Source organism: Acidovorax sp. Root217 (assembly GCF_001428645.1).
GTDB lineage: Bacteria > Pseudomonadota > Gammaproteobacteria > Burkholderiales > Burkholderiaceae_C > Acidovorax.
Map to the genome: position 1 here is coordinate 375130 of NZ_LMIH01000005.1, position 23607 is coordinate 398736.

Below are 23607 nucleotides of genomic sequence, written 5' to 3' on the forward strand. Positions count from 1 at the left end.
TGGCCACAGGCCAAACGCAGTGAGTTCTGCGGCACCACCCCAGGACCGAGCATCGCAGGTTGCCCGCAGCGAAGCGGAGGGACGCAGACTGCGGGGCGCTCTTTCTTTGCCTACTTTCTTTTTGCGCAAAAAGAAAGTAGGTGCGCCGCCGGGCGCACATCCCGGCCTCCGCCCTTTAATCAAGAAAATCGTTCAGCAAGGCTCCGGCTTCAACACTCAATACCGAGGCTGAAACCGCTCAATGGCCGAGCGCGCCGCCGCATCCAGAGTAAACCCAGTCCCGAACCGCCGCGCCAACTCATCTGCCCGCGCCAGGAATGCTTCGACCCCTGTCCCATAGATGAACTGCATCGCCCCCCCAGTCCACGCCGGAAACCCGATCCCAAAGATCGACCCGATGTTCGCATCGTGCACGTTGGTGAGCACCCCCTCCGCCAGACACCGCGCCGTCTCCACCGCCTGCCGGTACAGCAACCGATCCTGAATCTCCTGCACGCCCAAGGTCTCGGAACCAGCAACGCCTTCAAACAGCGAACGCAGTTGAGGCCACAACTGCTTGCGACCGCCCGCAGGGTAGTCATAGAACCCGCCCCCACCCGCACGGCCAGGGCGCTTGAGCTCCTTGACCATGCGCTCCACCAGCAACTCCCCGGCCGTGGCCTGGTAGCTGCGGCCCTCTGCCGCGTAGTCCGCACGGGTCTGGTCCAGCACATGCACGCTCAAGGTCAGCGCCGTCTCGTCCAGCACGGCCAGCGGCCCCACCGGCATGCCGGCCTGCATCGCCGCGTTCTCGATCAGCGCGGCGGGTACGCCCTCGCCGAGCAGGGCCGCGCCCTCCATCACGTAGGTGCCGAAGGTGCGGCTGGTATAGAAGCCACGCGAGTCGTTGACCACGATGGGCACCTTGCCCAGGGCCTGCACGTAGTCGAACGCACGCGCCACGGTCTCGTCGTCGGTTTCCTTGCCGCGGATGATCTCCACCAGCTTCATCTTGTCCACGGGGCTGAAGAAGTGGATGCCCACGAACTTCGCGGGCCGGCTGCTGGCCTGGGCCAGGCCGGTGATGGGCAGGGTCGAGGTGTTGCTCGCGAAGAAGCCGCCGTCGGCGAGCTGGAGCTCCGCCTCGCGCGTCACGTTCGCCTTGAGCTCGCGGCTCTCGAACACCGCCTCGATCACCAGGTCGCAACCGGCCAAGTCGGCGGCATCGGCGGTGGCCTTGATCTTGCCGAGCAGCGCCTGCTGCGCCGTGGCTTCCATGCGGCCCTTGTCCACGAGCGCCTGCGAGAGCTTGGCGCTGTAGGCCTTCCCGGCGTCGGCCTTCTCCTGCGTGACATCCTTGAGCACCGTGGCAATGCCCCGGCTGGCCTGGGCCCAGGCGATGCCCGCGCCCATCATGCCGGCGCCCAGGATGCCGACCTTCTGCGGCTTGTAGCGCGGGGATTGGCCGGGGCGCGACTGGCCGCTCTTGATCGCGTTCATGTCGAAGAAGAACGTGTTGATCATGTTGCGCGCGACCGGCCCGGTCATCAGGCGCGCGAGGTAGCGGCTTTCGATGCGCAGTGCGGTGTCGTAGTCGACGATGGCGCCTTCGACCATGGTGGCCAGGATGGCCTCGGGCGCCGGGTAGCGGCCGCGCGTGGTCTTCTTGAGCATGGCCGGCGCCACGCTCAGCGCCGCAGCCACCTTGGGGTTGGCGGGCGTGCCGCCGGGCATCCTGTGGTTCTTGTCGTCCCAGGGCTGCACAGAATGCGGGTGCGTGGCGATGCGTGCCAGCGCGGCGGGCAGCAATTGCTCGGGCGTGGCCACCAGCTCGTGCACCAGCTGCAGCTCCAGCGCCTCGCGCGGGTTGAAGAGCTTGCCTTCGAGCAGATAGGGCTGCGCACCCATCAGGCCGAGCAGGCGGGTCATCTTGGTGATGCCCGTGGCGCCCGGCATCAGGCCCAAAGTCACCTCGGGCAGGCCGAACAGGATGCGCTGGTTGTCCACCGCGATGCGGTAGTGGCCCACCAGCGCCACCTCCCAGCCGCCGCCCAGGGCCGCACCGTTGAGGCAGCTGACCACCGGGATGCCCAGGGTCTCCAGCGTGCGAAAGTGCTGCTTCATGCGCTCGATTTCGCCGAAGGCCGTGGGCGCATCGGCCGGCTTGAGCCGCATGGTGGCCTTGAGGTCCGCGCCCGCGAAGAAGCTGGTCTTGGCCGACGCCAGCACCACGCCCTTGAGCTGGGCGCGGTCGGCCACCACACGGGCCGTGGCCTCGCCCAGGTCGGCCTGCCACTGGCGGCACATGGTGTTGACGCTGGAGTCCGGTTCGTCGAAGGTGATGAGCGCCACCTTGCCGTCGGCGGCGTCGAGGAGTTCGTAGCGGATGGTCTGCATGGTGTTCTCCGTCGTCATCGTCATCACACGCGCTCCACGATGGTGGCAATGCCCATGCCGCCGCCCACACACAGGGTGGCCAGGCCATAACGCAGTTGCCGGCGGTGCAGTTCGTCGATCAGCGTGCCCAGGATCATGGCGCCCGTGGCCCCCAGCGGGTGCCCCATGGCGATGGCGCCGCCGTTGACGTTGACCTTCTCGTGCGGCACGCCCAGCTCGCGCATGAAGCGCATGGGCACGGCGGCAAAGGCCTCGTTGACCTCGAACAGGTCGATCTGGTCGATGGTCATGCCGGTGCGGGCCAGCGCCTTGCGTGCGGCGGGCATGGGGCCGGTGAGCATGATGGTCGGGTCGGCCCCGCTGAGCGCCGTGGCCACGATGCGCGCGCGGGGCGTGAGCCCATGGGCTGCGGCGGCGGCCTCGTTGCCGATCAGCACCGCCGCCGCGCCATCGACGATGCCCGAGGCATTGCCCGCATGGTGCACATGGTGGATGCGCTCGACTTCGGGGTAGCGCTGCAGCGCCACGGCATCGAAGCCCATGCCGCCCAGTTGCTCGAACGAGGGCTTGAGCGCGGCCAGCCCCTCCAGCGTGGTCTGCGGCTTGATGAACTCGTCCTCCTCCAGGATGGGCAGGCCCAGGAAGTCCTGGACGGGCACCACGGATTGCTTGAAGTACCCTGCTGCACGGGCGGCGGCGGCGCGGCGCTGGGATTCGACGGCATAGGCATCGACGTCGGAGCGCGTGAAACCGTCGAGCGTGGCGATCAGGTCAGCGCCGATGCCCTGGGGCACGAACAGGGTGGCCGAGTTGGTGTCCGGGTCCTGCGCCCAGGCGCCGCCGTCCGAGCCGATGGGCACGCGGCTCATGCTCTCCACGCCTCCGGCCACCACCAGGTCTTCCCAGCCCGAGCGCACCTTTTGTGCCGCCAGGTTCACGGCCTCCAGGCCCGACGCACAAAAGCGGTTGACCTGCAGCCCCGAGGCGCGGAAGTCCCAACCCGCCTTGAGTGCCGCCACCTTGGGCAAAACCGAGCCTTGTTCGCCCACGGGTGAAACGATGCCCATCACGATGTCGTCCACCGCAGCGGTATCGAAGCGGTGGCGGCGGTGCAGCTCGGCCAGCAGGCCGGTGAGCAGGCTGATGGGCTTGACCTCGTGCAGGCTGCCGTCCTTCTTGCCCTTGCCCCGCGGCGTGCGGATGGCATCGAACACATAGGCTTGTGTCATGGCGTGTCTCCAGTTGTCGCCGCAGTATAGGGCGGGACAGCTTTATGCAGATCACCCGCTTTGTATAAATGGTGACAGCTGGAGAACGCAGGGGGACGACAGCCGCTGCTGGGGCGGAGCGCGGCGCCCGGTGTGCCGGGGTTCAGAACTTGTAGCGCACGCCCACGGTGGCCATGTCGGCGGGGGCGGTGTCGTCCGAGAAGCGCAGGCGATGGCGCTCCCATTCCAGCACGGCAGCAATGTTCGGTGTAAAGCCCCAACTGGCGCCGACGCCGTAGGACAGGCCCATGCCGCTGTTCTTGCCGGCGCGCAGGCCGTACACGGGCTGCGCGGAGGTGGAGGTCCGGCTGTAGGTGGTGCCGGCCTTGGCGAACAGCTCCAGGCGCTCGCCTATAGGTGCGCGTCCCACCAGGCTCAGGTTGATGCCCTGGGCCTTGGTGCGGCCGTCCAGCCGGTAAGCGCGGCCGAAATCGAGGTAGCCGACCTCGACCCCGACATTGCGGTGGAAGTACCCGCCGGCGCTGAGCTTCCAGGCCGTGTCGGTGTCGTCGTAGGCCAGGCCTGCGGGCCCCGTTGCCAGGTCGTACTGGGAACGCCCGCCCGACAGGCCGATATAGCCGGACTGGGTGAAGGGCAGCACCGAGCGCGAGGACATGGGCGCATCGGCTGGCGCCTGCGCTCGGGCCATGCCGCACACCACGCCGAAGAGGGCGCCGCTGATGGCGGCAATGAGCCAGGGGGAAGTGCTGCGCCGTACATGTCTCATGGAAGTCTCCTGGAAAGAGGACACCGTTCTCGGCGCCCGCACGCGCAGGGCGCCTCACTTCCCAATTTATGCGGCCCATCTGTAACAGCACGTGGGATTTGGTAAGCGGAGTTTGTAGGACTTGGCCTGCAGGGAGCTGCGCTGTCAACGCGCTATCCTGTTGTCTTCCGGGCCGGGCCTGCAGGGGACGCGCTGCCGACATTGGCAGATCGTGCCGTACCCTGTGGACACTGGCTGCTTTCTGATCCTCGACAATCCAGAACATGGCAAAAACCCTTTCTGAATCCCTGCAACTCCTGGCGCGCGACGCCATCGAGTACGACGACGCGCGCTCGGGCTTTTTCCTGGAGCACCATCTGGCGCTGGCCGCAGGCGCAGGGCTGGCCGTGTCGGCATTCATGGCCCCCAGCCGCGGTGCAGCAGCCGCACGCGGGATTGCTGCGGGACTCTTGCTGGTGCGCGGTCTCAGCGGCCGCGATGGCGTGCGCGACTGGCTGCAGGTGCGCGGAACCGCGCCGGCCCCGCGCAAGCTCAGCCCCGAAGAGATCCGCGAGACCTGGCTCCTGTAGGAGCAGCAACCAAGCTCTTCTGGCATCGTTGCCGCGTCTTGTCGTACTGCTCGTACTGCTCGTACTGCCGGCGACGCAGCGCCGGGCCAGAACCGTTTCGCTGAGCTTTGTTGGCCGCTCCTGGCAGCGCTGAGGGCTACTTGCCCAGCCCCATCGCGCGGGTGATCACTTCCTTCATGATCTCGTTGGTGCCGCCGTAGATGCGCTGCACGCGGGCGTCGGCATAGGCCCGGGTGATGGGGTATTCCCACATGTAGCCATAGCCGCCGTGCAGCTGCAGGCATTCGTCCATCAGCTTGCACTGCAGGTCGGTGGTCCAGTACTTGGCCATGCTGGCCGTGGCAGTGTCGAGCTGGCTGGCCACGATCAGTTCGCAGCACTTGTCCACGAACACCCGGGCCACCTGCACCTCGGTCTGCAGTTCGGCCAACGTGTAACGGGTGTTCTGGTAGCTGGCCACGGGCTGGCCGAAGACCTTGCGCTGCTTGACGTAGTCCACCGTCCAGTCGATGGCCGCCTGAGAGGCTGCCACGGCGGTGATGGCGATCTGCAGGCGCTCCCAGGGCAGTTGCTCCATCAGGCAGATGAAGCCGCGCCCCTCCATGGCCGGGCCGCCCAGCAGATTGTCTGCCGGCACCTTCACATCGGTGAAGAACAGTTCGGAGGTGTCCTGCGCCTTCATGCCCAGCTTCTTGAGGCGCTGGCCCTTCTCGAAGCCCGGCATGCCGCGCTCCACCAGGAACAGGCTGGTGCCCTTGGCGCCCGCCGCCGGGTCGGTCTTGGCGACCACGATCACCAGGTCGGCATGCCAGCCATTGGTGATGAAGGTCTTGCTGCCGTTGAGCACATAGTGCGAGCCGTCGGCGCTCTTCACGGCCGTGGCCTTGATGCCCTGCAGGTCACTGCCGGCGGCCGGCTCGCTCATGGCGATGGCGCCCACCATGGCACCGCTGGCCAGCTGCGGCAGGTAGCGGCGCTTTTGTTCCTCGGTGCCGTAGTGCAGGAGGTAGGGCGCCACGATCTCGCTGTGCAGCCCGAAGCCGATGCCGGTGAAGCCGGCACGCGCAATCGCCTCCATCTGCGCCACCGAGTAGAGCTTGTCGGCGCCCGCGCCTCCGTACTCCTCGGGCAGGGCCATGCACAGAAAGCCGTTCTCACCGGCCTTGGTCCACACGGCGCGGTCCACATAGCCCTGTTCCTCCCAGGCCGCATGGTGGGGTGCCACCTCCTTGTCGAGAAAGCGCGCAAAGCTCTCGGCAAAGGCCTGGTGGTCGGCGTTGAAGAGGGTGCGTTCGATCATGGTGTTCGTCTCCAGCGTAATTTTGAAAAGCGGTTGCTTTCCAAAATTCTGCCATGGGTTTGCCACAGTAAAAAGGCCGCCCATGGGGGGCGGCCTGGCAGGCAAGCGCGGACGCTGCTTACTTGACGTAGTCCGACACCACCTTCCACTTGCCGTCCTGGATCTGCGACAGACGCGAGAGGTCGCTGCCCAGGCGCTTTTGCGGTCCGTAGGTCGCCTCGGCGCTGCCGAACATGTCGGGCGGGATCACCATGGTGTCCATGGCCTTGATGAAGCTCTCGGTGGTCAGCGAGGTGCCGGCCTTTTGCGCCGCGCGGATGAAGGCATCGATGGCGCCGTAGCCGTAGACCGAGAACACCGTCGGGTCTTCATTGAACTTGGTCTTGTACTTGGTGGCCCAGAAGCGGATGGGCTGCGAGGCCTCGTCCAGGTAGGGGTGCTGCACCGTCATGGTCGCGTACAGGCCGTCCATGGGCTTGCCGCCCAGCTTGTGGATCAGGTCGGTGTAGGCCGCGCTCGACCCGAGGAAGGTGGGGTTGAAGCCGGTCTTGCGTGCCTCGCCGATGGTGCCGATGGTCTCGCGGATGATGGTGCCCAGGACCACGAAGTCGCACTCCGCCGCTTTCATCTTTGCCACCTGGGACGAGAAGTCGGTGGCGCCGCGCTTGTACGAGGTCTTCTCGGCGAAGTCGGTGCCCATGGCCTTCAGGGCCGCTTCACCGCCGCGCATCACCTCCAGCCCGAACTCGTCGTCCTGGTAGATGGTGCAGATCTTCTTGGCGCCCTTTTCCTTGATGAGTTTGGGCGCTGCCAGGCGGATCTGGTCGTAGTAGGTCGCGGCGAACGAATACTTGAGCTTGTGGAAGGGCTCGTACATCTCGCGCGCGGCCGTCACCGGAAAGAAGTTGATCACGTTCTTGCTGAACTGCACCGGCATGGCTGCCAGGTTCTGCGCCGTGCCGATGTGCGCCACCATCATGAAGATCTTGTCCTGATTGACGAGCTTCTGCGCCGCCAGCACCGCCTTCTTGGGGTCGTAGCCCGAGTCCTCCACCTTGAGGTCGAGCTTGCGGCCGTTGACGCCGCCCTGCTCGTTGGCCTCGTCCACGCGCAGCATCATCCCCAGGCGCACCTGCTTGCCGAAGCCCGCGAGCGGCCCCGACAGATCCTGGATGGAGCCCAGCGTGATGGTGTCCTTGGCCACGCCCTGCGGGGCCTGGGCCTGCGCGGCGCCGCCGGACATGGCCACGATGGCCAGCACGGCAATGGGATGAAGTTTCATGGCACGTCTCCTTGGATGGATCGGATTCGTCGTTATAGAACGATGCCCGATACCGGGCACCAGCACTTTCCCTATGGAACCGGGGCCCGGCACGGCTCAGCGGTACATGGCCTCAATGCGTTCCGCATACTTCTGCTGCACGAGCTTGCGCTTGAGCTTCATGGTGGGGGTCAGCTCCTCGTCCTCGGCCGAGAGCTGCGTGTCCAGCAAGAAGAACTTCTTGATCTGCTCCACGCGCGCGAAGCGGGTGTTCACCCGGTCCACCTCGGCCTGTATCAGGGCCTGCACCTCGGGGGAGCGCGTGAGGCTGGCGTAGTTGGAGAACGGCACGTCGTGGTCCTGCGCGTATTTCTCCACGTTCTCCTGGTCGATCATGATGATCACCGTGAGGTAGGGGCGGGCATCGCCGATCACCACTGCGTCCGTCACATAGGGGCTGAACTTGAGCTCGTTCTCCAGCTCGCTCGGGGTGATGTTCTTGCCGCCGGCGGTGATGATGAGGTCCTTCATGCGGTCGGTGATGCGCAGGTAGCCATCGGGGTCGATCACCCCCACGTCGCCGGTGTGCAGCCAGCCATCGGCATCGATGGTCTCGGCCGTCTTCTCGGGCTGGTTCAGGTAGCCCTTGAACACGTTCGGGCCGCGCACCTGGATCTCGCCGGTGCCCGGGTCCACGCGCACCTCGTTGTAGCTGGCGGCCGGGCCGATGGAGCCGGGCTTGATGCGGCTGGCGGGCACGCCGGTGGCGGCGCCGCAGGTCTCGGTCATGCCCCACACCTCCAGCATGGGCACGCCCAGGGCCAGGTACCACTTCACGAGCTCGGGCGAGATCGGCGCCGCGCCCGTGACCAGGAAGCGCGCGCGGTGGATGCCGATGAGCTTGCGCACGTTGTTGAGCGCCAGCCAGCGCGCCACCTGGAACTGCAGCTTCTGCACCGCCCCCACGGGCTGACCGGCCAGCACCTGGTCGGCAATGCGCGTGCCCACGCCGATGGACCAGGCGTAGGCCGCCTGCTGCAGCGCCGTGGATTCCTTGAGCGCGATCATCACGCCCGAATAGAACTTCTCCCACACGCGTGGCACGGCGGTGAATACCGTGGGGGCGATCTCGCGCACGTTCTCGGGCACGGTGTCGGGGTTTTCCACGAAGTTCAGGCGCGAGCCGGTGTACAGCGAAAAGTATTCGCCCCCCATGCGTTCGGCGATGTGGCACAGCGGCAGGAAGCACATGGCCTCGTCGTCCTCGGTGCGCGAGATCAGCGTGTTGTAGCCGCGCACGGTGTAGGCGAGGGCGCCATGGGTGTGCATGGCGCCCTTGGGCTTGCCGGTGGTGCCCGAGGTGTAGACCAGAATGGCCACGTCCTCGGGCCGGCAGGCCTGCACGCGGCGCTCCAGCTCGCCCGCATGCCCCTGGCTCCACTCGCGGCCCAGCGCGCGCAAGGCCTGCAGGCTGATGATGCCGGGGTCTTCCAGGCTGCGCAGGCCCTCCATGTCGAAGACCACGATCTTGCGCAGCAAAGGCAACTGGGCGCGCACCTCCAGCGCCTTGTCCAGCTGTTCATCGTCTTCCACGAAGAGCACGCTGGTGCGCGAGTCTTCGCTCAGGTAGTGCACCTGGCTGGCCGCGTCGGTGGGGTAAATGCCGTTGGAGACACCGCCGCAGCTGAGCACGGCCAGGTCGGCCAGCACCCACTCGATGTTGGTGTTGGACAGGATGGAGGCGCATTCGCCCGGCGCGAAGCCCAGCGCCATCAGGCCGCCTGCGATCTCGCGCACGGCATCGGCCGTCTGGTTCCAGGTCCAGCTCTTCCAGATGCCGAGCTGCTTCTGGCGCATCCACACACGCGGGCCGCGCTGGGCCACGCCGTTCCAGAACATCGCGGCAATGGTGTCGCCCGCGAGCACGTCGGTGCCGGCCGGCTGGATGTGGGAGAGGTCCCATAGATTGGACATGCCGGTCACCTCCAGTTCTTCTTCTTCTTCCAGCGCCGCTCGCCGCGCACGCCGGCGTCCTTCATGCCCAGGTAGAACTCCTTGATGTCGTCCTTTTCGCGCAGGCGCTCACAGCTGTCTTCCATCACAATGCGGCCGTTTTCCAGCACGTAGCCGTAGTCGGAGGCGTTGAGCGCCATGTTGGCGTTCTGTTCCACCAGCAGGATGGTGGTGCCCCGCTCGCGGTTGATGCGCACCACGATCTCGAAGATCTCCTTGGTGAGCTTGGGCGACAGGCCCAGGCTGGGCTCGTCGAGCAGGATGAGCTCGGGGTTGGCCATTAGCGCACGCGAGATCGCCAGCATCTGCTGCTGCCCGCCCGAGAGCAGGCCCGCGTCCTGCCCGGCGCGCTCCCTGAGGATGGGGAAGTAGCCGTACACCAGCTCCAGGTCGCGTGCCACGGCGTCGGCATCGCTGCGCGTGTAGGCGCCCATGAGCAGGTTGTCGCGCACCGAGAGCAGGGCGAACACCTCGCGCCCCTCGGGCACATGCACCAGCCCCCGGCGCACGATGGCGGCCGGGTCGGTGGCCGCGATGTGGGCGCCCTGGAACTCGATGGTGCCCCGGCGCGGATCGATGATGCCCGAGATGGTCTTGAGTATGGTCGTCTTGCCCGCGCCATTGCTGCCCAGCACGGCGGCGATCTCGCCGCGCTGCACCTGCAGGCTCACGCCGCGGATGGCCTTGATGGGGCCGTAGGCGCTCTCCACGTTCTGCAGGCGCAGCAGCGGCGTGCCCTCGGCAGCGCTGGCGCCGGATGGTCCGGGAAATGGAATGACGGTCATCGTGCCATCCTCGCCGGTGCGCTGCCCGCCGGGCGGCGCAGGTTGCTCACATCGTCGATGGTGCCCAGGTAGGCCTCGATCACGCCGGGGTGCGACTGCACCTCGCGCGGCGTGCCCATGGCCACCACCTCGCCCTGGTTCATGGCCAGCACCCGGTCAGACACCTTGGACACCAACGACATGTCGTGCTCCACCATCAGCACGGTGATCCCCAGCTCGTGCTGGATGTCCTGGATCCAGAAGGCCATGTCATCCGTCTCCTCCACGTTCAGGCCCGAGGAGGGCTCGTCCAGCAGCAGCAGGCGCGGCTCGGTGCACAGCGCCCGGGCCAGTTCCACCACCTTGCGCACGCCGTAGGGCAGGCCGGCCACCAGGGTGTCGCGGTAGTGCTGCAGGTCCAGGAAGTCGATGATCTCCTCGGCCTTCTCGCGCGCACGCACCTCGGCGTCGCGCACGCGGCGGGTGAACAGCAGGTCGGCCCACAGGCCCGTCTCGCGGCGCGTGTGGCGGCCGATCAAGAGGTTGTGCAGCACGCTGGCATGCTCGAACAGCTCGATGTTCTGGAAAGTGCGCGCAATCCCCAGGCCCGCCACCTTGTGCGGCGGCTGGTCGGTCAGCGACAGCATGCCGTCCGGGCCGGCGTAGTGGATGGTGCCGGTGGTGGGCGTGTAGATGCGGCTGATGAGGTTGAACACCGTGGTCTTGCCCGCGCCGTTGGGGCCGATCAGGGTGAACACCTCGCCGCGGCGCACCTCGAAGCCCACGTTGTTCACGGCCAGCACGCCGCCAAAGCGCACGCTGAGGTTCTGCGCGCTGAGCAGGATGTCGTCGGTCATGGGAGAAGCGGTGCCGGTCATTTCAAGCGGTCCGATTTCTGAAAAGCCTTCTGCCGCTTGAACAGGCCCTTGCGGTAGAACGGAAACAGCTGCAGCCAGGTGCGCACCTTGAGCCAGCGGCCATACAGGCCCATGGGCTCGAACAGCACGAAGAGGATCAGCACGGCGCCGTAGACCACGGCCTGCAGGCCGGGCGCCTGGCCGATGCTGGCCGGCAGCCAGTCCTTGCCCAGCGAGATCAGCTGCGGCATGGAGATCAGGAAGATCGCGCCGAGGAAGGCCCCATGCACCGAGCCCAGCCCGCCGATCACGATCATCAGCAACAGGTCGATGGACTGCAAAATGTTGAACTGGTCGGGCGAGATGAACTGCAGCTTGTGCGCATACAACGCCCCGCCGATGCCGGCCAGCGCAGCCGACAGCGAGAACGACAGCGTCTTGTAGCGCGCCAGGTGGATGCCCATGCTCTGCGCCGAGATCTCCGAATCGCGGATGGCCACGAAGGCCCGGCCCGTGGGCGAGCGCAGCAGGTTCAGGATCGCCAGGGTGCTGACCACGGCAATCACCAGGCACAGGAAATAGAACGACTCGGTGGACTCGAACTTGAAGCCCCAGATCTCGGGTGGCACCAGGTGCTTGCCTGAGTTGCCGCCCGTGACCGACTCCCAGCGCGCAAACACTTCCTCGACGATGAAGCCGAACGACAGCGTGGCCATGCCCAGGTAGATGCCCTTCACGCGCAGCGCCGGCAGCCCCACCACCACGCCCACTGCGGCCGACAGCCCGGCCGCGCAGGCCAGCGACAGCGCAAACGGCCAGCCCATGCCCGTGAGCACCGCCTGCGTGTACGCCCCCACGCCGAGGAAGGCCGCATGCCCGAGCGAGAACAGCCCCGTGAAACCGGCCAGCAGCATCAGCCCCAGGCCGACGATGGCGTAGATGAGCACGAAGGTCAGCTGCGCCAGCCAGTACTCGGGTGCCACCCAGGGCGCCACCACCAGGGCCAGGCCCAGCAACCCGTACCAGAACAGGTGCCCGCCATGCTTGGCCAGGCGCAGGTCCTGCTCGTAGGAAGTCTTGAAAAGAAAGCGCATGGGGTCAGACTTTCTTTCTCAGCTTTTCGCCAAACAGTCCGTTGGGCCGCACCATCAGCATGACCAGCACCACGATGTAGGCGGCGGTGTCCTTGAACCCTTCGGGCAGGTAAAAGCCCGAGAACGATTCGACGATGCCGATCACCAGGCCGCCGACGATGGCACCCGGCAGGCTGCCGAAACCGCCCACCACCGCGGCCGGGAAGGCCTTGAGCCCGATCAGCCCCATGTTGGCGTGTACGAAGGTGATGGGCGCCAGCAGCAGCCCGGCCACGGCCGCGACAGCGGCCGCCAGGCCCCAGGCCAGGCCGTTCAGGCGCTGCACAGGAATGCCCATGTAGTAGGCCGCCAGCTGGTTTTGCGACGAGGCCTGCATGGCGATGCCGAGCTTGCTGTAGCGGAACAGCGCGAACAGCAGCACGCATAGCACGCCGGTGGCGCCGATCACGGCCAGTTGCTCGGCGTTGACCACCAGGGTGCCCAGGCGGAACGACAGGTCCTTGTACGGTACGGGCAGCGTGTGCGTCTCGGTGCCGATGGTGGGGATCATGGTCACCAGGCCACGCAGCACGTAGCCGATGCCGATGGTCAGCATGACGATGGAGAACGCGGGCTGGCCCAGGATGGGTCGGATGACGGCACGTTCGAGCACCGTGCCGAACAGGCCCATGGCCGCAATGCTGGCCAGCACCGCCACCCAGAAGGGAAAGCCGAGCACCGTCATCAATGCCAGGCCGCAGAAGGCGCCCAGCATCATGAGCTCGCCCTGGGCGAAGCTCACGGTTTCGGTGGCCTTGTAGATGAGCACGAAGCCGAGCGCGATCAGGCCGTAGATGCAGCCCTGGGCGACCCCGCTGATCAACAGTTGCACGAATTGCACACTGGCTCCCCAGAATATTTATACAAAGCATTTGCTTTGCATAAATAATGGTGCCTGTGCGCGGCCCGTACCGCACTCGGGGCTAACCCTGATGGGGATCAAGGCGCATGTTGTCCCTTTGCAGGCGTGCGCGCAATAAGGGTTGCGTCCTATGCGGCGCCAGGAGAAACCGATGGCCATAGAGGTAGACAAGCAAGGCCGTGTCACGCTGGTGACATTGCACCGACCCGGCGTGCGCAACGCGGTGGACGCCGCCACCGCCCAGGCGCTGCATGCAGCCTTTCTGGATTTCGAACGCGACGATGGCGCCGACGTGGCCGTGTTCCATGGTGCCGGCGGGCATTTCTGCGCCGGCTGGGACCTGCAGGCAGGTGCCCGGTTGCAGGCCGAAGGCACCTCGCCAGAAGCCTTGGCCAGGGGGCTCGACTACGCGGCCAGTACGCCGGATCCACCGGGGCCCATGGGCCCGAGCCGGCTGCAACTGTCCAAGCCCGTGGTGGCCGCCATCAGCGGCGCCGCCGTGGCTGGCGGCATGGAACTGGCGCTGTGGTGCGACCTGCGCGTGATGGAAGAGGACGCCTACTTCGGCGTGTACTGCCGCCGCTTCGGCGTGCCGCTGATCGATGGCGGCACGGTGCGCCTGCCGCGCCTGATCGGGCTGTCGCAGGCGCTCGACCTGATCCTTACGGGCCGCAAGGTCGAGGCGCACGAGGCGCTGCGCATAGGCCTGTGCAACCGTGTCGTACCACCCGGGCAGGCGTTGGTGGCCGCCCTGGCGCTGGCGCGCGAGATAGCCGCCTTCCCGCAGGCCACGCTGCGGGCGGACCGTGCAAGCGCGATCGCGCAGGAGGGGCTGCCGCTGGCCGATGCGTTGCTGCAGGAATGGCAGGGCGGCAGGGCCTGCCTGGCCGATGCGCTGCGGGGCGCGGCGCGCTTTGCCGAGGGCCAGGGGCGGCACGGAAAGTTTTGATTGAAAATGACCGGGAAAGCGCACCCTGATGGCATGGCCTGCTATCCGTTGAAGAGCGCACGGAGACAACGCACAGGAACACCATGAGCAAAACAAGCACCGCATCGCCGCAAGAATTCGAACCCGAATTCGTGGCCGGACTGAAATCCATCTTCGAGGAAAAGATCGTCTTCAACCAGGTGCTGGGCTTGAAGATCACCGGCCTGCGCCCCGACCGGGTGGAAGGGCGCATCGAGATGAAGCCCGAGCTGGTGGGCCACTATGCCTACAACCGCGTGCACGGCGGCGTGATCAGCGCAGGGCTCGATGCCATGGGCGGCTTGGCCGTCATGGCGGCCATCGGTGCGCGCCACATGGACGAGGCGCCCGACCAGCGCCTGCACCGCTTTGCCAAGCTCGGTACCATCGACCTGCGCATCGACTACTTGCGCCCGGGCATCGGCAGCCACTTCACGCTGCATGCCGAGGTGCTGCGGCTGGGCTCTCGGGTGGCTACCACGCGCATGGAGTTCAAGGGGCCGAACGGGGAGATCATGTCGGCAGGGGCTGCGGCCTACATCGTCTCCTGAACATCTGTCGGCCAAGGATGTAACAGGAGCATGTGTGATCCCGCAAGCCTTGCAAGTGCATGCTACGGGTGAACCGTTTGGTTACGGTTCTTGCGTAAAGCGCGCATCCATTGCGTAGGCCCCCTCCTACGATGAAGCCTCTTTTCAAGGAGTACCGATGGCCGTGCAAAACCCCTTCTTTGGCAAGCGTGAACCCGAGTCGTTTCAGCCCCGCCACAGTCCTTCCAATTCCACCGGCCTGAACAGTTCGGTGGCCAACTCCTCTGCAGCTGCCAGCAGCGCTGCGGCGGCATCGGCCCCCGCCAGCCCGGCCCTGGCCAAGCCCTCCCCGGTCTCGGATTCCACCGGCAGCAAGCTCACGGTGGGCCCCAACATCAAGCTCAAGGGCGTGGAGATCACCGATTGCGACACGCTCGTGGTCGAGGGCACGGTAGAGGCCACGATGGATTCGCGCGTGATCCAGATCTCCGAGCACGGGGCTTTCCGCGGCTCAGCCGAGATCGACATCGCCGAAATCCATGGCGAGTTCAATGGCACGCTCACCGTGCGCCAGAAGCTCGTGATCTACAGCACCGGCAAGGTCAACGGCAAGATCCGCTACGGCAAGCTGGTGGTGGAAGAGGGCGGTCAGCTGGCGGGGGAGATCGAGTCGGGCATCGGCTCGGGCAGCTCATCGTCCTCGGCATTGCGCAGCGCGCCGGCGCAGCAGCCCGTGCGGGCCGAGCCCACGGCGATGGCCGTGGCCGCCTGAACGTCATGACCGGGGCCGTGCAGGTCCCGGTTTCCTTCAGTCCGCCGATCCGGCCTGATCGCCCTCCTTTTTGGGGCGCGGCACTGGCCGCGGGCGGCCTTCGTCGTCGATGGCCACATAGGTCAGGCGCGCTTCCGTCACCTTGACGTAGCGCCCCTGGTCGGAAAAGCGTTCCGCATACACCTCCACCTGCACGGTGACCGAGGTGTTGCCCACGCGCGTGATCGACGAGAAGAACGACAGGATGTCGCCCACGCGCACGGGCTGCTTGAAGATGAATTCATTGACCGCCACGGTCGCCATGCGGCCCTGCATGTAGCGCGCCGGCAGCACCGAGCCGGCCAGGTCGACCTGCGCCATCACCCAGCCACCAAAGATGTCGCCATTGCCGTTGGTGTCCGCCGGCATGGGGATCACCTTGAGCACCAGCTCCTTGTCTGTGGGCAATAGGGCGGCGGGTGGGCTGAAAGTCGCGGACATGGGCACAATCTCGGTTGGGGCTGGCACGGATGCTGGAGGACACCGAGGGTGGTTTCCAGGGCCAACCCAAAGAAAAACCCTCCGGGCGCCAGCCGGGTCGGTAAGAACAACAACCGGAATTGTCCCCCATGCGCCCTGTCGGCGAACCCACCCCCCTCCAAACACCGGCTTCCGCAGCCACCGCCCCCTCTGACTGGGCCACCATTGGCCGCCTGCTGCCCTATCTGTGGCAGTACAAATGGCGCGTGGTCGCGGCCATCGTCTTCATGGTGGGCGCCAAGGTGGCCAACGTGGGCGTGCCCGTGCTGCTCAAGACCCTGGTCGACACCATGGACCTGAAGCTGGGCGACCCCGCCACGTTGCTGGTGGTGCCGGTGGGTCTGCTGCTGGCCTACGGGGCGCTGCGCCTGTCCACCTCGATCTTCAGCGAGCTGCGCGAACTGGTGTTTGCCAAGGCCACGCAGGGCGCCGCGCGCTCCATTGCGCTGCAGACCTTCGAGCACCTGCACGCCTTGAGCCTGCGCTTTCACCTGGAGCGGCAGACCGGGGGCATGACGCGCGACATCGAGCGCGGCGTGCGCGGCATCGAGTCGCTGATCTCCTTCACCCTCTTCAACGTGGTGGCCACGCTGGTCGAGGTGGCCCTGGTGCTCACGGTGCTGGCCGTCAAATTCGATGCCTGGTTCGCCTGGATCACGCTGGCGGCGCTGGCGTTCTACATCACCTTCACGGTGCTGGTCACCGAGTGGCGCACCCAGTTTCGCCGCGAGGCCAATGAGTTCGACTCGGCCGCGCACACCAAGGCGGTCGATTCGCTGCTGAACTACGAGACCGTCAAGTATTTCAACAACGAAGCCTTCGAGGCCCGGCGCTACGACGAAAGCCTGGAGCGGCTGCGCCATGCGCGCCTGAAGAGCCAGACCACGCTGTCCATGCTCAACGCGGGCCAGCAGCTCATCATCGCCATCGGCCTGGTGGCCATGCTGTGGCGCGCCACGCAGGGCGTGGTCGACGGCCGCATGACGCTGGGTGACCTGGTCATGGTCAACGCCTTCATGATCCAGCTGTACATTCCGCTGAACTTCCTCGGTGTCATCTACCGCGAGATCAAGCAGAGCCTGACCGACCTGGACAAGATGTTCGTGCTGATGGACAAGGAGCGCGAGGTGGCTGATGCCCCCGGCGCACAGCCACTTGCGGGCCTGGACCAGGCCACGGTGCGTTTCGAGGACGTGCATTTCGCCTACGACACGCGCAAGGGGGAGGGCGCTGCCAGCGGCCGGCCCATTTTGCAGGGCGTGAGCTTCGAGATCCCCGCCGGCAAGACGGTGGCCGTGGTCGGCCCATCGGGCTCGGGCAAGTCCACGCTGGCGCGGCTGCTCTACCGGTTCTACGACATCCAGCAGGGGCGCATCACCATCGCCGGGCAGGAGATCCGCTCGGTCACCCAGGCCAGCGTGCGCCAGGCCATCGGCATCGTGCCGCAGGACACGGTGCTGTTCAACGATACCATCGCCTACAACATCGCCTACGGCCGCCCGGGCGCCAGCCAGGCCGAGGTGGAGGGCGCAGCGCGTTCGGCGCGCATCCACGACTTCATCGCCGGCACGCCGGCTGGCTATGGGGCCATGGTGGGTGAGCGCGGGCTCAAGCTCTCGGGCGGCGAAAAACAGCGCGTGGCAATCGCCCGCACCTTGCTCAAGAACCCACCCATCCTGATTTTCGACGAAGCCACTTCGGCGCTCGACTCGGCGAACGAACGCGCCATCCAGGCCGAACTGCAGAGCGCGGCCCAGAACAAGACCACCCTGCTGATCGCGCACCGCCTGTCCACTGTGGTCGATGCGCACGAGATCCTGGTCATGGACGCCGGCCGCATCATCGAGCGCGGCACCCATGCCGAACTGCTGGCCCAGCGTGGGCGCTACTCCAGCATGTGGGCACTGCAGCAAAGCGATGGAGCGGCATGAAGCCTGCCTCCATCCATCGGAACCGCTTTTGATTTCCCTTTGATTCCACTGCCATGAAACCTGTCCTGCTTGCCCTGTCGTTTCTCTCGGAAGAACACTGCGCCCAATTGTCGGAAACCTTCGATCTGGTCTACGTGCCGGATGCGCCCCAGCACCAGGCTGCCATCGCCGAGCATGGTAGCCGCGTGCGGGTGGTGCTCACCATCGGCTCCATCGGCATCACGCCCGCGCAGATCGATGCGCTGCCGGCCCTCACGCTGATCTGCGCCCTGGGTGCGGGCTACGAGAACATCGCCGTGGCGCATGCCAAGGCGCGCGGCATCGTGGTGGCCAATGGCGCCGGCACCAACGACGACTGCGTGGCCGACCATGCCTTTGGCCTGCTCATCGCGGCCGTGCGTGGCATCCCCAAGCTGGATACCGCCACGCGTGCCGGTGTGTGGCGCACGGCATTGCCGCTGCCGCCCAATGTGTCACACAAGCGCTTCGGCATCATCGGCCTGGGCACCATCGGCAAGAAGATCGCCCAGCGTGCGCTGGGCTTCGACCTGCAAGTGGGCTACCACAATCGCAGCGAGCGCACGGACGTGCCCTACCGCTACTTCGGCGACGTGAAATCGCTGGCCGAGTGGGCTGATTTCCTGGTCGTGGCCACGCCCGGCGGCCCGGGCACACAGCACCTGGTCAACGCCCCGGTGCTAGATGCCCTGGGGCCGCGCGGCTATGTGGTCAACATCGCACGCGGTAGCGTGATCGACACCGCAGCGCTGGCCCTGGCGCTGCGCGAGGGGCGCCTGGCAGGTGCGGGCCTGGACGTGTACGAGAGCGAGCCTGCGCCACCGGCCGAATTGCTGGATCTGGACACCGTGGTGCTCACACCCCACGTGGGCGGCTGGTCGCCCGAGGCGGTGCAGGCCTCTGTGGACCGCTTCGTCGAGAATGCGCGCCGGCACCTCGCGGGCGAGTCGCCGGTTTCGCCTGTCTGAACGCGCGCTGTAGGAGGGGGCTCAGCCCCCGCCGAGCACCTTGTACAAGGTGATGCGGTTGGTCTGCTCGGCCAACTGCAGGCTCAGCAGGGTCTGCTGCGCCGCGTACAGCGAGCGCTGCGCGTCGAGCACCGTGAGGTAGTTGTCGGCCCCGGCCTTGAAGCGGGCTTCGGACAGGGCGTAGACGCGCTCCGTCGCGGCCAGCAGCGAGGTCTGCGCGGTGATGCGGTCCGTCAGGGTGGCGCGCTCGGCCAGGGCATCGGCGGCTTCGCGGAAGGCGGTCTGGATGACCTTCTCGTACTGCGTGAGGGCAATGCGCTGGTTGGCCTGGGCGACGTCCAGGTTGGCCTGGTTGCGGCCGCCGTCGAAGATCGGCAGCCGGATCTGCGGCACGAAGCTCCACAGCAGGTTGCCGCTGCCGAACAGGCCCGAGAGCTCCGTGCTCGCCGTGCCCACGCTGGCCGTGAGCGAGATGCTGGGGAAGAAAGCCGCACGCGCGGCGCCGATGTTGGCGTAGCTGGCCTGCAGGCTGCGCTCGGCGGCCATCACGTCAGGGCGCGACAGCAGCACACTCGAGGGGATCTGCGCGGGCACGGCCAGCAACTGCAGTGCGTTCTCACGCAGCATGGGCACCTGCGTGGCCGCCTGCGTGACGCGCTCGCTGCGCCGCTCGTCCGGCACCTGTGCGGCCACAGGCACGGGGGGCGCCGCCTGTACGGCGGGCAGCAGGGTGGCGGGAACGGGCGAGCCCACCAGCAGTTGCAGCGCATTGCGGTCGCGCGCCACCTGGCTGGTGAAGGCGGCGACATCGGCGCGCGCGCCGTCCACCGTGGTCTGGTTCTGCGCCAGCACCAGGCCCGAGGTGCCGCCCAGGCGGTGCGTGCGCTCGGTCAGGGAGTAGGAGGCTTCGCGCGAGCGCAGTGTTTCCTTCGCCAGCTCCAGGCGTGCCTGGTCGGCCGCGAGGTTGAGCCAGGCATTGGTGACCTCGGCCACCAGGCTCAGCTGCACGCTGCGCTGGGTGTCGGTGACGCGCAGCACCTCCTGCAGTGCGGACTCGTTGAGGTTGCGCACGCGGCCGAAGAAGTCGAGTTCGTAGCTGGTGATGCCCAGTTGCGCGCTGTACTGCTCGCCGATCTGCGAGCGGCCGGCGGTGGTCAGGTCGGCGGCGGTGCGGGCGCGGCTGCCCTGGGCCGTGCCGCTCACGCTGGGCAGGCGATCGGCGCGGCTCACGCCGTACTGGGCCTGGGCGCGCTCGATGGCCAGCGCTGCGGCGCGCAGGTCGCGGTTGTTCTGCAGCGCGAGCGTGATGACGTCGCGCAACTGTGCAGACTGCACCACCGCGTCCCAGCCCAGCGGGGCATAGGTCTCGCTGGCGCCTGCCGTCGTGGCGGCGTTGTCCAAGGCTGCGGGCACCGGGGCGACAGGGCGGTCGTAGCTGGGTGCCAGATTGGTGCAGCCGGCCAGGACCAGCAGGGCGCACAGGGGAGTCATCAGGGCTTTGGACATGCCGGTGGACACAACGGGGTAGGCAAGAACGGTACGGAAGCTCATGCCTGCGCCTCCTGGGCTTCTGCAGGCGGCGTGGCGGGCGCGGCGGGGGCCTGGCCCTGGCCCTTGCGCCGCTGGACCAGGGAGCGCACGAGCAGGAAGAACACGGGCACGAAGAACAGCCCCAGCACGGTGGAGGCCACCATGCCGCCGAGCACGCCGGTGCCGATGGCCTGGCGGCCGCCGGCACCCGCGCCCGTGCCGATGGCCAGAGGCAGCACGCCGAAGCCGAAGGCCAGCGAAGTCATGAGGATGGGGCGCAGGCGCATGCGCACGGCTTCCACCGTGGCGTCGTACAGGTTCTTGCCCTGGGTTTGCAATTGCACCGCGAATTCGACGATCAGGATGGCGTTCTTGGACGCCAGCCCCACGGTGGTGAGCAGCCCCACCTGGAAGTACACGTCGTTGGTCATGCCGCGCGTGTAGGTGGCCAGCAAGGCGCCGATCACGCCCAGCGGCACCGCCAGCATCACCGAGAACGGCACGCTCCAGCTTTCGTACAGGGCCGCCAGGCACAGGAACACGAAGAGGATGGAGACGGCGTAGAGCAAGGGCGCCTGCGAGCCCGAGCGGCGCTCCTGCAGCGAGGCGCCGGTCCACTCCATGCCGATGCCGGGCGGCAGCTTTTTCATGATTTCCTCGATGGCCACCATGGCGTCGCCCGAGCTGGCGCCTGGCGCGGTTTCGGCCTGCAGTTCCAGGGCGGGGCTGCCGTTGTAGCGCATGAGCTGGGGCGGGCCGTTGGTCCACGAGGTGCTGGCAAAGGTCGAGAAAGGCACCATTTCGCCATTGCGGTTGCGCACGCTCCAGTGACCGATGTCTTGCGGCAGCATGCGATAGGGCGCATCGCCCTGCACATACACGCGCTTGACGCGGCCCTGGTGCACGAAGTCGTTCACATAGGTGCCGCCCATGGCGCTGGAGAGCACGCCGTTGATGTCCGCCGTGGTCAACCCCTGGGCCGCGGCCTTGCGGTCATCGATGGTGACCTTGAGCTCCGAGGTGTTGTCGAAATTGGTGGTCCGCACATTGGTGAGGATCGGGTTCTGGCGGGTCAGTTCGATCAACTGGTCCTTGGCGGCGACGAGAGCGTCCTGCCCCAGGCCATTGAGGTCCTTGACCATGAAGTTGATGCCCGCGCTCGACCCCAGGCCGCGCACGGCGGGCGGCAGCGAGACGAAGATGCGTGCGTCGCGGATCTTGGCGAGGTCCTTGGTGGCCTGGCTGGCGATGACCTCCGCCGACTGGCTGCGCAGCGGGCGTTCCGCCCAGGGCTTGAGCCGGATGAACATGTTGCCGGAGTTCTGGTTGCCGTTGTTGCCGGCAATCGAATTCACGCGCAGCACTTCGGGCTTGGCCAGGAAGTAGTCCTTGATCTGGTCGAGCACCACCCCCAGGCGCTCATCGGTGGCGCCCGACGGCAGCGTGATGGTCGCCGAGACGAAGCCCTGGTCTTCATTGGGCAGGAAGGAGGTCGGCAGCTTCTTGAACAGGAATGCCACGGCAAGCAGGATGGCCAGGTAGATCACGACCATGCGCAGGCTGCGCTTGAGCAGGCCACCCACGGCGCGCTGGTAGCGGTTGGCCGTGCTGTCGAATGTGCGGTTGAACCAGGCGAAGAAGCGGTCGCTCAGGCCGAGCAGGCCACGCCTTGGCGGGCCGTCATGGGCAGCATGGTGGCCCTTCTCGATGGGCTTGAGCAGGGTCGCGCACAGCGCAGGTGTCAGCGTCAGCGCCACGAACACCGACAGCGCCATGGCCGAGACGATGGTGATGGAGAACTGGCGATAGATGACCCCCGTGGAGCCCGTGAAGAAGGCCATGGGGATGAACACGGCCGACAGGGTGAGGCCGATGCCTACCAGTGCCGGCGTGATCTCCTTCATCGACTTGCGCGTGGCCTCCTTCGGCGACAGGCCTTCCTCGCTCATCACGCGTTCCACGTTCTCCACCACCACGATGGCGTCGTCCACCAGCAGGCCGATGGCCAGCACCATGGCGAACATGGTCAGCATGTTGATCGAGTAGCCCAGCGCCGACAGCACGCCGAACGTGCCCAGCAGCACCACGGGCACGGCAATGGCCGGGATCATCGTGGCGCGGAAGTTCTGCAGGAAGATGAACATCACGATCACCACCAGCAGCATCGCTTCGGCCAGGGTCTTGACGACCTCCTCGATGGAGGCGCGCACGAACGGGGTGGAGTCAGAGCTGACGACACCGTTGATGCCATCCGGGAAGAAGGGTTCGAGCTCCTTCATCTTGCGTGCCACGGCATCGGCCACTTCCATGGCATTGGCGCCGTCGGCCAGCACGATGCCGATACCGGCGCCCGGCTGCCCGTTCAGGCGCGACTTGACCGTGAGGTTGTCCGCCTCCAGCGCCACCCGGGCCACATCGGCCATGGTGACCACCGAGCCATCGGTGCCGGACTTGAGGACAATGCGCTCGAACTCCTCCACCGTCTGCAGCTTGGTGCGCGCGGTGATGGTGGCGTTGAGCATCTGCCCGGCGGGGGCGGGCTGCTGGCCCAACTGGCCGGCCGAGACCTGCGCGTTCTGGGCGTTGAGCGCGTTGATCAGGTCCGACGGCATCAGCGCGAACTTCTCCATCTTGGCCGGGTCGATCCAGATGCGCATGGCATAGGAGGTTCCGAACACCGTCACGTCGCCCACGCCGTCCAGGCGGGCGATCACGTCCACCACGTTGCTGGAGATGTAGTCGCCAATGGCCACCTGGGTCACGGTGGGGTCCGGCGAAGTGAACACGTAGGTCACCAGAAAGTCCTGGCCGCCCTTGTTCACGAACACGCCGCGGCTCTTGACGGCCTCGGGCAGGCGGTTCATGGCCGCCTGCAGCTTGTTCTGCACCTGCACCTGGGCCACGTCGATGTTGGCGCCAGGGGCAAACGTGAGCGTGGTGCGCGAGCGGCCTGCGGAGTCGCTGGTCGAGCCCATGTACAGCAGGCTGTCGATGCCCTTGAGCTGCTGCTCGATCACCTGGGTCACCGAGTTGTCGACCGTGCCGGCCGAGGCGCCGGTGTAGGTGGTGTTGATGGTCACGCGCGGCGGCGCGATGTCGGGGTACTGCTCCAGCGGCAGCGTGAAGATGGACATCGCCCCCGCCAGCATGATGACGATGGACAGCACCCAGGCGAAGACCGGGCGGTTGATGAAGAACTGGGCCATGGATCAGCGTGGATGTGGTGGGGTCGCAGGTCGGTC

Annotated in this window: 19 protein-coding genes; 6 read left to right on the forward strand and 13 right to left on the reverse strand. The window is 66.7% G+C overall.

Translation table 11 applies throughout. From position 1 onward, the window contains the following. Window positions 1-216: 216 nt before the first annotated feature. The 3 genes from ASE31_RS03265 to ASE31_RS03275 all read right to left on the reverse strand — a co-directional run bounded on the left by ASE31_RS03265 (window position 217) and on the right by ASE31_RS03275 (window position 4371). Window positions 217-2376 (reverse strand): 3-hydroxyacyl-CoA dehydrogenase NAD-binding domain-containing protein, encoded by a 2160-nt coding sequence (locus tag ASE31_RS03265; RefSeq protein ID WP_057200247.1) that lies wholly within the window; start codon window positions 2374-2376, stop codon window positions 217-219. 23 nt (window positions 2377-2399) lie between these two features. After that, window positions 2400-3605, reverse strand: a complete 1206-nt coding sequence (locus tag ASE31_RS03270) for an acetyl-CoA C-acetyltransferase (RefSeq protein ID WP_057200080.1) — start codon at window positions 3603-3605, stop codon at window positions 2400-2402. 142 nt (window positions 3606-3747) lie between these two features. Further along, window positions 3748-4371, reverse strand: a complete 624-nt coding sequence (locus tag ASE31_RS03275) for an outer membrane beta-barrel protein (protein WP_057200081.1) — start codon at window positions 4369-4371, stop codon at window positions 3748-3750. Window positions 4372-4634: 263 nt separating this feature from the next. Here ASE31_RS03275 and ASE31_RS03280 point away from each other — a divergent pair, with 263 nt between their 5' ends. Continuing rightward, window positions 4635-4940, forward strand: a complete 306-nt coding sequence (locus tag ASE31_RS03280; RefSeq protein WP_057200082.1) for a hypothetical protein — start codon at window positions 4635-4637, stop codon at window positions 4938-4940. 136 nt (window positions 4941-5076) lie between these two features. Here ASE31_RS03280 and ASE31_RS03285 read toward each other — a convergent pair whose 3' ends face one another. From ASE31_RS03285 to ASE31_RS03315, 7 genes are all read right to left on the reverse strand, one after another. Then, complete coding sequence (locus ASE31_RS03285) at window positions 5077-6240, reverse strand: acyl-CoA dehydrogenase family protein (RefSeq protein WP_057200083.1); 1164 nt, start codon at window positions 6238-6240, stop codon at window positions 5077-5079. Between the two features lie 118 nt (window positions 6241-6358). Further along, window positions 6359-7522: an ABC transporter substrate-binding protein gene (locus ASE31_RS03290; RefSeq protein WP_057200084.1), complete on the reverse strand. Its 1164-nt coding sequence runs from the start codon at window positions 7520-7522 to the stop codon at window positions 6359-6361. A gap of 96 nt (window positions 7523-7618) precedes the next feature. Further along, window positions 7619-9475 (reverse strand): long-chain fatty acid--CoA ligase, encoded by a 1857-nt coding sequence (locus tag ASE31_RS03295; protein ID WP_057200085.1) that lies wholly within the window; start codon window positions 9473-9475, stop codon window positions 7619-7621. 5 nt (window positions 9476-9480) lie between these two features. After that, entirely contained in the window at window positions 9481-10299 is an 819-nt protein-coding gene (locus ASE31_RS03300; RefSeq protein WP_057200086.1) for an ABC transporter ATP-binding protein, read from the reverse strand. Further along, a complete protein-coding gene (locus tag ASE31_RS03305; protein WP_057200087.1) occupies window positions 10296-11135 on the reverse strand; it encodes an ABC transporter ATP-binding protein in 840 nt (279 codons plus the stop codon). The genes ASE31_RS03300 and ASE31_RS03305 overlap by 4 nt, the downstream gene beginning before the upstream one ends. Window positions 11136-11152: 17 nt before the next feature. Beyond that, complete coding sequence (locus ASE31_RS03310; protein ID WP_057200088.1) at window positions 11153-12229, reverse strand: branched-chain amino acid ABC transporter permease; 1077 nt, start codon at window positions 12227-12229, stop codon at window positions 11153-11155. A 4-nt stretch (window positions 12230-12233) separates the two neighbouring features. Continuing rightward, on the reverse strand, window positions 12234-13109 hold the full coding sequence (locus ASE31_RS03315) for a branched-chain amino acid ABC transporter permease (protein WP_057200089.1): 876 nt from the start codon (window positions 13107-13109) through the stop codon (window positions 12234-12236). A 172-nt stretch (window positions 13110-13281) separates the two neighbouring features. On the opposite strand from ASE31_RS03315, the gene ASE31_RS03320 reads away from it, so the two are divergent. From ASE31_RS03320 to ASE31_RS03330, 3 genes are all read left to right on the forward strand, one after another. Beyond that, window positions 13282-14079 carry a crotonase/enoyl-CoA hydratase family protein gene (locus ASE31_RS03320; protein WP_057200090.1) on the forward strand — a complete coding sequence of 266 codons (798 nt, stop codon included), beginning with the start codon at window positions 13282-13284 and terminating at the stop codon, window positions 14077-14079. An 83-nt stretch (window positions 14080-14162) separates the two neighbouring features. Beyond that, on the forward strand, window positions 14163-14648 hold the full coding sequence (locus ASE31_RS03325; RefSeq protein ID WP_057200091.1) for a thioesterase family protein: 486 nt from the start codon (window positions 14163-14165) through the stop codon (window positions 14646-14648). A gap of 157 nt (window positions 14649-14805) precedes the next feature. Further along, the gene (locus ASE31_RS03330; protein ID WP_057200092.1) at window positions 14806-15399 is read left to right on the forward strand and encodes a polymer-forming cytoskeletal protein; all 594 of its coding nucleotides are present in this window, start codon (window positions 14806-14808) and stop codon (window positions 15397-15399) included. A gap of 36 nt (window positions 15400-15435) precedes the next feature. On the opposite strand, the gene ASE31_RS03335 is transcribed toward ASE31_RS03330, so the two are convergent. Continuing rightward, entirely contained in the window at window positions 15436-15879 is a 444-nt protein-coding gene (locus tag ASE31_RS03335; protein ID WP_057200093.1) for an acyl-CoA thioesterase, read from the reverse strand. A gap of 128 nt (window positions 15880-16007) precedes the next feature. Here ASE31_RS03335 and ASE31_RS03340 point away from each other — a divergent pair, with 128 nt between their 5' ends. Together ASE31_RS03340 and ASE31_RS03345 are read left to right on the forward strand one after the other, a co-directional pair. Beyond that, the gene (locus tag ASE31_RS03340) at window positions 16008-17849 is read left to right on the forward strand and encodes an ABC transporter ATP-binding protein/permease (RefSeq protein ID WP_057200094.1); all 1842 of its coding nucleotides are present in this window, start codon (window positions 16008-16010) and stop codon (window positions 17847-17849) included. Window positions 17850-17902: 53 nt separating this feature from the next. After that, window positions 17903-18835, forward strand: coding sequence for a 2-hydroxyacid dehydrogenase (locus ASE31_RS03345; RefSeq protein WP_057200095.1), 933 nt, complete (start codon window positions 17903-17905; stop codon window positions 18833-18835). Window positions 18836-18856: 21 nt separating this feature from the next. On the opposite strand, the gene ASE31_RS03350 is transcribed toward ASE31_RS03345, so the two are convergent. Continuing rightward, window positions 18857-20386: a TolC family protein gene (locus ASE31_RS03350; protein WP_369819432.1), complete on the reverse strand. Its 1530-nt coding sequence runs from the start codon at window positions 20384-20386 to the stop codon at window positions 18857-18859. Beyond that, window positions 20383-23571 carry an efflux RND transporter permease subunit gene (locus ASE31_RS03355; RefSeq protein ID WP_057200096.1) on the reverse strand — a complete coding sequence of 1063 codons (3189 nt, stop codon included), beginning with the start codon at window positions 23569-23571 and terminating at the stop codon, window positions 20383-20385. Before ASE31_RS03355 ends, ASE31_RS03350 begins: the two co-directional genes overlap by 4 nt. Window positions 23572-23607 lie beyond the last annotated feature (36 nt).

Coding starts and splice junctions, on each gene's coding strand:
- ASE31_RS03265 (WP_057200247.1), bottom strand. CDS start 2,376: ATGCAGACCATCCGCTACGAACTCCTCGACGCCGCCGACGGCAAGGTG.
- ASE31_RS03270 (WP_057200080.1), bottom strand. CDS start 3,605: ATGACACAAGCCTATGTGTTCGATGCCATCCGCACGCCGCGGGGCAAG.
- ASE31_RS03275 (WP_057200081.1), bottom strand. CDS start 4,371: ATGAGACATGTACGGCGCAGCACTTCCCCCTGGCTCATTGCCGCCATC.
- ASE31_RS03280 (WP_057200082.1), top strand. CDS start 4,635: ATGGCAAAAACCCTTTCTGAATCCCTGCAACTCCTGGCGCGCGACGCC.
- ASE31_RS03285 (WP_057200083.1), bottom strand. CDS start 6,240: ATGATCGAACGCACCCTCTTCAACGCCGACCACCAGGCCTTTGCCGAG.
- ASE31_RS03290 (WP_057200084.1), bottom strand. CDS start 7,522: ATGAAACTTCATCCCATTGCCGTGCTGGCCATCGTGGCCATGTCCGGC.
- ASE31_RS03295 (WP_057200085.1), bottom strand. CDS start 9,475: ATGTCCAATCTATGGGACCTCTCCCACATCCAGCCGGCCGGCACCGAC.
- ASE31_RS03300 (WP_057200086.1), bottom strand. CDS start 10,299: ATGACCGTCATTCCATTTCCCGGACCATCCGGCGCCAGCGCTGCCGAG.
- ASE31_RS03305 (WP_057200087.1), bottom strand. CDS start 11,135: ATGACCGACGACATCCTGCTCAGCGCGCAGAACCTCAGCGTGCGCTTT.
- ASE31_RS03310 (WP_057200088.1), bottom strand. CDS start 12,229: ATGCGCTTTCTTTTCAAGACTTCCTACGAGCAGGACCTGCGCCTGGCC.
- ASE31_RS03320 (WP_057200090.1), top strand. CDS start 13,282: ATGGCCATAGAGGTAGACAAGCAAGGCCGTGTCACGCTGGTGACATTG.
- ASE31_RS03325 (WP_057200091.1), top strand. CDS start 14,163: ATGAGCAAAACAAGCACCGCATCGCCGCAAGAATTCGAACCCGAATTC.
- ASE31_RS03330 (WP_057200092.1), top strand. CDS start 14,806: ATGGCCGTGCAAAACCCCTTCTTTGGCAAGCGTGAACCCGAGTCGTTT.
- ASE31_RS03335 (WP_057200093.1), bottom strand. CDS start 15,879: ATGTCCGCGACTTTCAGCCCACCCGCCGCCCTATTGCCCACAGACAAG.
- ASE31_RS03340 (WP_057200094.1), top strand. CDS start 16,008: ATGCGCCCTGTCGGCGAACCCACCCCCCTCCAAACACCGGCTTCCGCA.
- ASE31_RS03345 (WP_057200095.1), top strand. CDS start 17,903: ATGAAACCTGTCCTGCTTGCCCTGTCGTTTCTCTCGGAAGAACACTGC.
- ASE31_RS03350 (WP_369819432.1), bottom strand. CDS start 20,386: ATGAGCTTCCGTACCGTTCTTGCCTACCCCGTTGTGTCCACCGGCATG.
- ASE31_RS03355 (WP_057200096.1), bottom strand. CDS start 23,571: ATGGCCCAGTTCTTCATCAACCGCCCGGTCTTCGCCTGGGTGCTGTCC.